General features: G+C 49.2%; 6 protein-coding genes. 1 reads left to right on the forward strand and 5 read right to left on the reverse strand.

What is annotated here, in order from left to right; translation table 11 throughout:
- Positions 1 to 301 precede the first annotated feature (301 nt).
- The 5 genes from D479_RS18740 to putP form a co-directional block, all read right to left on the reverse strand.
- Complete coding sequence (locus tag D479_RS18740; protein ID WP_008640224.1) at positions 302 to 1,207, reverse strand: diacylglycerol kinase; 906 nt, start codon at positions 1,205 to 1,207, stop codon at positions 302 to 304.
- 152 nt (positions 1,208 to 1,359) lie between these two features.
- On the reverse strand, positions 1,360 to 2,790 hold the full coding sequence (gene gatB, locus D479_RS18745) for an Asp-tRNA(Asn)/Glu-tRNA(Gln) amidotransferase subunit GatB (RefSeq protein WP_008640227.1): 1,431 nt from the start codon (positions 2,788 to 2,790) through the stop codon (positions 1,360 to 1,362).
- The gene (gene gatA, locus D479_RS18750) at positions 2,790 to 4,259 is read right to left on the reverse strand and encodes an Asp-tRNA(Asn)/Glu-tRNA(Gln) amidotransferase subunit GatA (protein WP_008640228.1); all 1,470 of its coding nucleotides are present in this window, start codon (positions 4,257 to 4,259) and stop codon (positions 2,790 to 2,792) included. The genes gatB and gatA overlap by 1 nt, the downstream gene beginning before the upstream one ends.
- 12 nt (positions 4,260 to 4,271) lie before the next feature.
- Entirely contained in the window at positions 4,272 to 4,562 is a 291-nt protein-coding gene (gene gatC, locus D479_RS18755) for an Asp-tRNA(Asn)/Glu-tRNA(Gln) amidotransferase subunit GatC (RefSeq protein WP_008640230.1), read from the reverse strand.
- A 180-nt stretch (positions 4,563 to 4,742) separates the two neighbouring features.
- Entirely contained in the window at positions 4,743 to 6,254 is a 1,512-nt protein-coding gene (putP, locus tag D479_RS18760) for a sodium/proline symporter PutP (protein ID WP_008640231.1), read from the reverse strand.
- 46 nt (positions 6,255 to 6,300) lie between these two features.
- Here putP and D479_RS20885 point away from each other — a divergent pair, with 46 nt between their 5' ends.
- Complete coding sequence (locus D479_RS20885; RefSeq protein WP_193743900.1) at positions 6,301 to 6,456, forward strand: hypothetical protein; 156 nt, start codon at positions 6,301 to 6,303, stop codon at positions 6,454 to 6,456.
- Positions 6,457 to 6,546 lie beyond the last annotated feature (90 nt).

The following is a 6,546-nucleotide window of genomic DNA, read 5'->3' on the forward strand; positions in this document are numbered from 1 at the left end:
GCGACAAGCATAAGAACATTGATGGAGAAAAGTGCTCTTCCTTTTCGCCGTCGATGGACTTATGACCTCGAGCAGCTGGGCGACGCAGCCGGATAACACTAAGTGCGGAGTCGCCCCGGGAGCTGCGACAAGCATAAGAACATTGATGGAGAAAAGCGCTCTTCCTTTTCGCCGTCGATGGACTTATGCACCCATTCATGTCCCGGGAAATGCTCTCTCTTCCAACTGATATTCCCAGAGATACACCGACCTTCATTCAACATGGAAAAAGCGCCACTGCTTTATACAGTAGCGCTTCCTATTATTCCTCCGTCTTGAAATGCTGTTCAGGCACGAAGAAATCCAAGTGACGGTATAAATTGACAAATTCCCCGGGCAATAATCCGCCAAATTCCCCGTCGATATTCAACTGCATCTTCTCGTCCGTCTTCACCTTCACGCGGCTGGCGGTGAGGTGGACAAACTTCGGATGGTTGAGGTGATTCCCTTGGATCGCAAGAGTTGCGAGCCGTACGAATTCTGCAATGTTCATTTTTTCAATGATCATCAGATCGAAAAGACCGTCATCCATACGGGCAGCCGGCGCAAGCTTCTCGAGCCCGCCGACGGAATTGGTGTTGCTGACGAGGAAGAGCATGATCTCGCCTTCGTACCATTTGCCGTCGTATTCCATCTCGACACGGGTCGGACGGATGGATGGCAGCATTTCGATCCCTTTCAAGTAGTAGGCGAGCTGACCGAGCATCGTCTTCAGCTTGCTTGGTACTTCATAGCTGATTTCGGTGATTTTCCCTCCACCGGCAATGTTCATGAAGTAATGATCGTTGACGCGTCCGATATCCAATGGATGGGTATAATCCTCCAAAATGATGTCGACCGCTTTATGAACGTTTCTAGGTATGTGCAGTGCACGTGCAAAATCGTTGGTCGTCCCGACTGGAATGATGCCGAGTTTCGGTTTATGTTCTTGTTCGGCTAGTCCATTGATGACTTCGTTGATGGTTCCGTCTCCACCCGCTGCCACGACTACATCGAATTTTTGTTCGACGCAGTACTTCGCGGCATTGATCGCGTCACCTGCACAGGTCGTCGCATGGGCGGAGGTTTCGTATCCGGCTTGTTCGAATCGTTGCAGGATGTCCGGGAGAACCTTGCGTATGACTTCTCTTCCAGAGGTCGGGTTATAAATTATTCGGGCACGTTTCATGTTTTGACCCCCTCATCCAGATTGCTCCAATTATCATCATAGCTTGTTTTCCTCTTTTTGCAAACTGTTTTTCTAGTATATGACTGGATGTCCCAAGTCATACGAAAGCACGCACTCGCCGTTCGGTGCGTGCTTTCTTCCTTCTATAGGCTTTAGCGCTTCTCCATTTCAGAAAGGATGATCTTGTTGACCATCGGCGGGTTCGCCTGTCCTTTTGTTTCTTTCATCACTTGACCGACAAGGAAGCCGAGGGCACGGTCTTTCCCGTTCTTGAAGTCTTCAATGGATTGAGGATTGTTATCCAAAATCTTCACGATGATTTCCGTCAGTTGACCTTCATCGGAAATTTGGACAAGCCCTTTCTCTTTAACGATCTTCTCCGGCTCGCCGCCGTTTTCTACAAGTTCGTTGAAGACTTTCTTCGCAATCTTGGAGGAGATTGTACCGTCTTCGATCAGCTGGATCATCTTCGCAAGAGAATCCGGTGTCAAAGCAAGATCAGAAAGCTCTTTATAATGCTTGTTCATGTAGGCAGACACTTCACCCATCAACCAGTTGGAAGCCTGCTTGACGTCGGCTCCCTGAGCGATCGTTTCTTCGAAGAAATCGGAAAGCTCTTTGTTGTTCGTCAGGACCATAGCATCGTAGGCAGGAAGCTCCAGCTGCTCGATGTAGCGCTTCTTACGGGCATCCGGAAGTTCAGGGATTTCCGCGCGGATACGCTCTTTCCATGCTTCGTCGATGTGAAGGGGAACGAGGTCCGGCTCCGGGAAGTAGCGATAGTCGTCGGATCCTTCTTTGATACGCATCAGGATCGTTTCCTTCGTCTGCTCGTCATAGCGACGTGTTTCCTGAAGGATTTCTCCACCTGCCATAAGTTCCTTCTGCTGGCGCTTCTCTTCGAATTCCAAACCTTTTTGTACGAAGGAGAAGGAGTTCAGGTTCTTAAGCTCCGTTTTCGTACCGAATTGCTCCTGTCCGATCGGGCGGATGGACAAGTTGGCATCACAGCGAAGGGAACCTTCTTCCATCTTACAGTCGGAAACGCCTGTATATTGGATGATGTTCTTCAATGCTTCCAAGTAGGCGTACGCCTCTTTCGGAGAGCGGATGTCGGGCTCGGATACGATCTCGACAAGCGGTGTACCTTGACGGTTGTAGTCGACAAGGGAATATCCGTCGTCGCTGTGCGTCAGTTTACCGGCATCTTCCTCCATATGAAGGCGCGTGATTCCGATCCGCTTCTTCTTACCGTCTACTTCAATATCGATATACCCGTTTTCACCGATCGGCTTATCAAACTGAGAAATTTGGTAGGCTTTCGGGTTGTCCGGGTAGAAATAGTTTTTGCGGTCAAACTTCGTATCTGTTGCGATTTCACAGTTGAGTGCCATCGCTGCTTTCATAGCGAAGTTGACAGCTTCTTCGTTCAGTACCGGCAGAACACCCGGGTACCCGAGGTCGATCGGGTTGATGTTCGTATTCGGATCATCCCCGAACATGTTCGGAGACGGACTGAAGATTTTAGAGTTCGTTTTCAATTCTACGTGGACCTCTAGTCCAATAATCGTTTCAAAGTTCATTAGCGCGCACCTCCAAGGGACGGGCGTTGTTTATGGAATTCTGTCGCCTGCTCAAAGGCGTGGGCTGCACGGTAAACGGTGCTTTCGTCGAAGTGTTTCCCGATGATCTGCAGACCGATCGGAAGTCCCTCGCTGGAGAAACCGCAAGGAATGGAGATTCCCGGTACGCCGGCAAGGTTGACAGGGATTGTCAGAATATCGTTGGCATACATCGTCATCGGGTCGTCGACTTTGTCCCCTACTTTAAAGGCAGGAGTCGGAGTCGTCGGTCCGACGATCACATCATATTCTTCGAACACTTTCTCAAAATCGTTTTTGATCAACGTACGGACTTGTTGGGCTTTCTTGTAATACGCATCATAGTAACCGGAGCTGAGCGCGAACGTTCCGAGCATGATCCGGCGCTTCACTTCGTCCCCGAAGCCTTCCGAGCGGGAGCGCATGAACATGTCAAGCATCGTTTCTGCGTCTTCTGCACGCTTACCGTAACGGACTCCGTCAAAGCGGGCCAGGTTGGCAGATGCTTCCGAAGAAGAAAGCAGGTAGTACGTAGACAAAGCATATTTCGAGTGTGGCAGGGAAACTTCCTCCCATGTCGCACCCATCTTTTCATACTCTTTCAAAGCAGCTTGGACCGCTTCCTTCACTTCCGGTGCTACACCTTCAGAAAGGTATTCTTTTGGAACAGCGATCTTCAGACCTTTGACATCGCCTGTCAAAGATTCGGTATATTTCGGAACGTCTACATTGGCAGACGTGGAGTCCATTTTGTCGTAGCCTGCAATAGTTTCCAGAAGGAAAGCATTGTCTTCGACGTTTCTGGTGATCGGACCGATTTGGTCAAGGGAAGACGCAAAAGCGATCAATCCGAAACGGGACACACGGCCGTATGTCGGCTTAAGACCGACGACACCACAGTAAGCTGCCGGCTGACGGATAGATCCGCCGGTATCGGACCCTAGAGAATAGGGAACTTCTCCTGCCGCTACAGAGGCTGCAGATCCACCACTGGAACCACCCGGTACGTAATCCGTATTCCAAGGGTTACGAGCAGATGCGTAGCTGGAGTTCTCATTGGAAGAACCCATCGCGAATTCGTCCATGTTCAGTTTCCCAATGGTGACGGCTTTCGCATCGTTCAGTTTGTTGACGACCGTCGCATCATACAATGGGTCCTCAAAGTTAGAAAGGATCTGACTTCCCGCCGTCGTGCGCAGACCTTTCGTCACGATGTTGTCTTTCACACCGATCGGCAGACCGAAGAGAGCCGCGTCACTGTTCCCCTGCTCTTTGTCCAGTGCCGCCGCCTGCGCTTTCGCTGCTTCTTTATTCAACGTGATGAACGCCTGGACTTCCCCGTCCACTTCATCAATGCGCTTGTAGGATTCTTCTACTAGATCCGTGACTGTGATTTCCTTGTTATGTAGCTTCTCTTGAAGCTCACGTAGTGAAAACTCAAATAAAGACATCGTCGTACCTCCTTATTCCAATATGGATGGCACTTTGAACTGACCATCCTGGTGGTCCGGTGCGTTCTTCAGCGCTTCCTCTTGTGTAATCCATTTCTTCGGCTCGTCCTTGCGAAGTACGTTCTTCAGATCAAGAACGTGCGTCGTCGGTTCTACACCGGTTGTATCTAATTCATTCAATTGCTCGGCATAGGTGATGATATCATCCAGCTGCTTAGAGAATGTCGTTGCTTCTTCATCCGTGATCGCCAGACGCGCAAGATTCGCGACGTGCTTCACTTCTTCTTTACTGATTCTAGACATAATGCGACCTCCATTTCGATCTCACATAATATATGATCATACCAAAGATTCGAATCAATTATCAACGTTCGTTGCACATCTTTCTTATCTTAACATACCGGCCCCATCCATGTCTTTTCTCCAATAAGGAAGACAGGAATAAAAAAACCCCCGGCACATTGCCGGGGACCTTTGGTTTTATTAATGCTTCTTCGCTTCTTCGAAGAATTCTTCTGCGTTGGCCGGCGGAGTTCCGAACATACTTACAACAATGGTTGCAAGAGCACTCAGGATGAATCCTGGTACGAGTTCGTAGAGCTCGAAAATACCGCCGCTCAGTACATCAGCCCAGACAACGACTACGACAGCACCGACGATCATACCGGTGAGCGCCCCGTTACGGGTGATGCCTTTCCAGAACAGAGACAGGATGATGATCGGACCGAAGGCGGCGCCGAATCCTGCCCATGCATAAGATACGAGATCAAGGACCGTGCTGTCCGGATTTCCGGCAAGCAGAATCGCAATAAGAGCGATACCCGCTACTGCGATACGACCGATCCAAACCAATTCTTTCTCCGTCGCGTTTGGACGGAACAGTGCTTTATAGAAGTCCTCCGCCAGTGCAGAAGAAGATACAAGCAGCTGAGAGTCAATAGTACTCATGATTGCAGACAAGATCGCTGCAAGCAGGATACCTGCAATGATCGGATGGAACAGAATTTGAGAGAAGGTGATGAAGATCTTCTCAGAGTCGGCAAGCATCTGAATGCCGCCTTCTGTCATAACTTCTGCATTAAAGGTGGATAGATCCGTAACATCTGCTGTATTAATGTAAGCAAGTCCGAACAGACCCGTGAAGATTGCTCCGTAAAGACCAAGGATCATCCAACCCATTCCGATGAAACGCGCTTTCGGAACGTCTTTCGGTGAACGAAGGGCCATAAAGCGGACAAGGATGTGCGGCTGACCGAAGTAGCCGAGTCCCCAGGCAAGAGAAGAAATAATAGCCATCGCGCCTACGCCTTGAACCATGTTCAGGTGTGTCGGATCGATTTGAGCGACAGCATCTGTCGCTTTATCCCAGCCGCCCAGTTCGGATACGGCTACGATCGGTACGGCAATCAATGCAAGGAACATCAAGATCCCTTGAACGAAGTCCGTCCAGCTGACGGCAAGGAAACCGCCTAAGAAGGTATAAGAGATGGTGACGACTGCACCGATCCATAGTGCTGTTGTGTAGTCAATGTTGAAGGAAGCTTCAAACAGCTTCGCCCCGGCAACCATACCGGAAGATGTGTAGAAGGTGAAGAATAAAAGGATAACAGCTGCGGAAATGACTCGTAATGTATGGGATTTATCCTGGAAACGATTCTCCAAATAGTCGGGAACCGTAATGGAATCGTCCGCCACCTCTGTGAAGACACGAAGTTTACGGGCAACGAATTGCCAGTTCAAATAGGCACCGATAGCAAGACCTACCCCGATCCACGCTTCCGATAAACCGGATGCATAAATAGCTCCAGGCAGACCCAGCAGCAGCCAGCCACTCATATCGGAGGCTCCGGCGGATAAGGCGGCAACTCCCGGCCCCAGACGACGACCACCTAACACGTAGTCGGATAAATCACTTGTTAGACGATATGCGGCGAAACCGATTCCGAGCATACCGATCAAATAGACGATGAATGTTATTAACGTAGCAGTACTCATGTTTTGTTATTCGCTCCTTTCAGTGAATAGTGTAATGATGGATAGAATGATTAGTAATGGCATTGGGACAAATAACCAGAACCACGTTGCCCCGGAAATTGTTACGGATGATGCTGCAGCGAGTTCCAACACGTCGATCACCTCCCAAAACTGTAATATACAACTCTATACAACCATACCGTTTGTCGGATTCTCCTGTTGAATTCCATCGAAAAATCCAAATGCAGGTACAACTATATCATATAACTTTTGTTTGAACATTGCAAAAATTGATATAATTTACCTATTGTGA

Source organism: Halobacillus sp. BAB-2008, assembly GCF_000328325.1.
GTDB lineage: Bacteria > Bacillota > Bacilli > Bacillales > Halobacillaceae > Halobacillus.

Coding starts and splice junctions, on each gene's coding strand:
- D479_RS18740 (WP_008640224.1), bottom strand. CDS start 1,207: ATGAAACGTGCCCGAATAATTTATAACCCGACCTCTGGAAGAGAAGTC.
- gatB (WP_008640227.1), bottom strand. CDS start 2,790: ATGAACTTTGAAACGATTATTGGACTAGAGGTCCACGTAGAATTGAAA.
- gatA (WP_008640228.1), bottom strand. CDS start 4,259: ATGTCTTTATTTGAGTTTTCACTACGTGAGCTTCAAGAGAAGCTACAT.
- gatC (WP_008640230.1), bottom strand. CDS start 4,562: ATGTCTAGAATCAGTAAAGAAGAAGTGAAGCACGTCGCGAATCTTGCG.
- putP (WP_008640231.1), bottom strand. CDS start 6,254: ATGAGTACTGCTACGTTAATAACATTCATCGTCTATTTGATCGGTATG.
- D479_RS20885 (WP_193743900.1), top strand. CDS start 6,301: ATGATTAGTAATGGCATTGGGACAAATAACCAGAACCACGTTGCCCCG.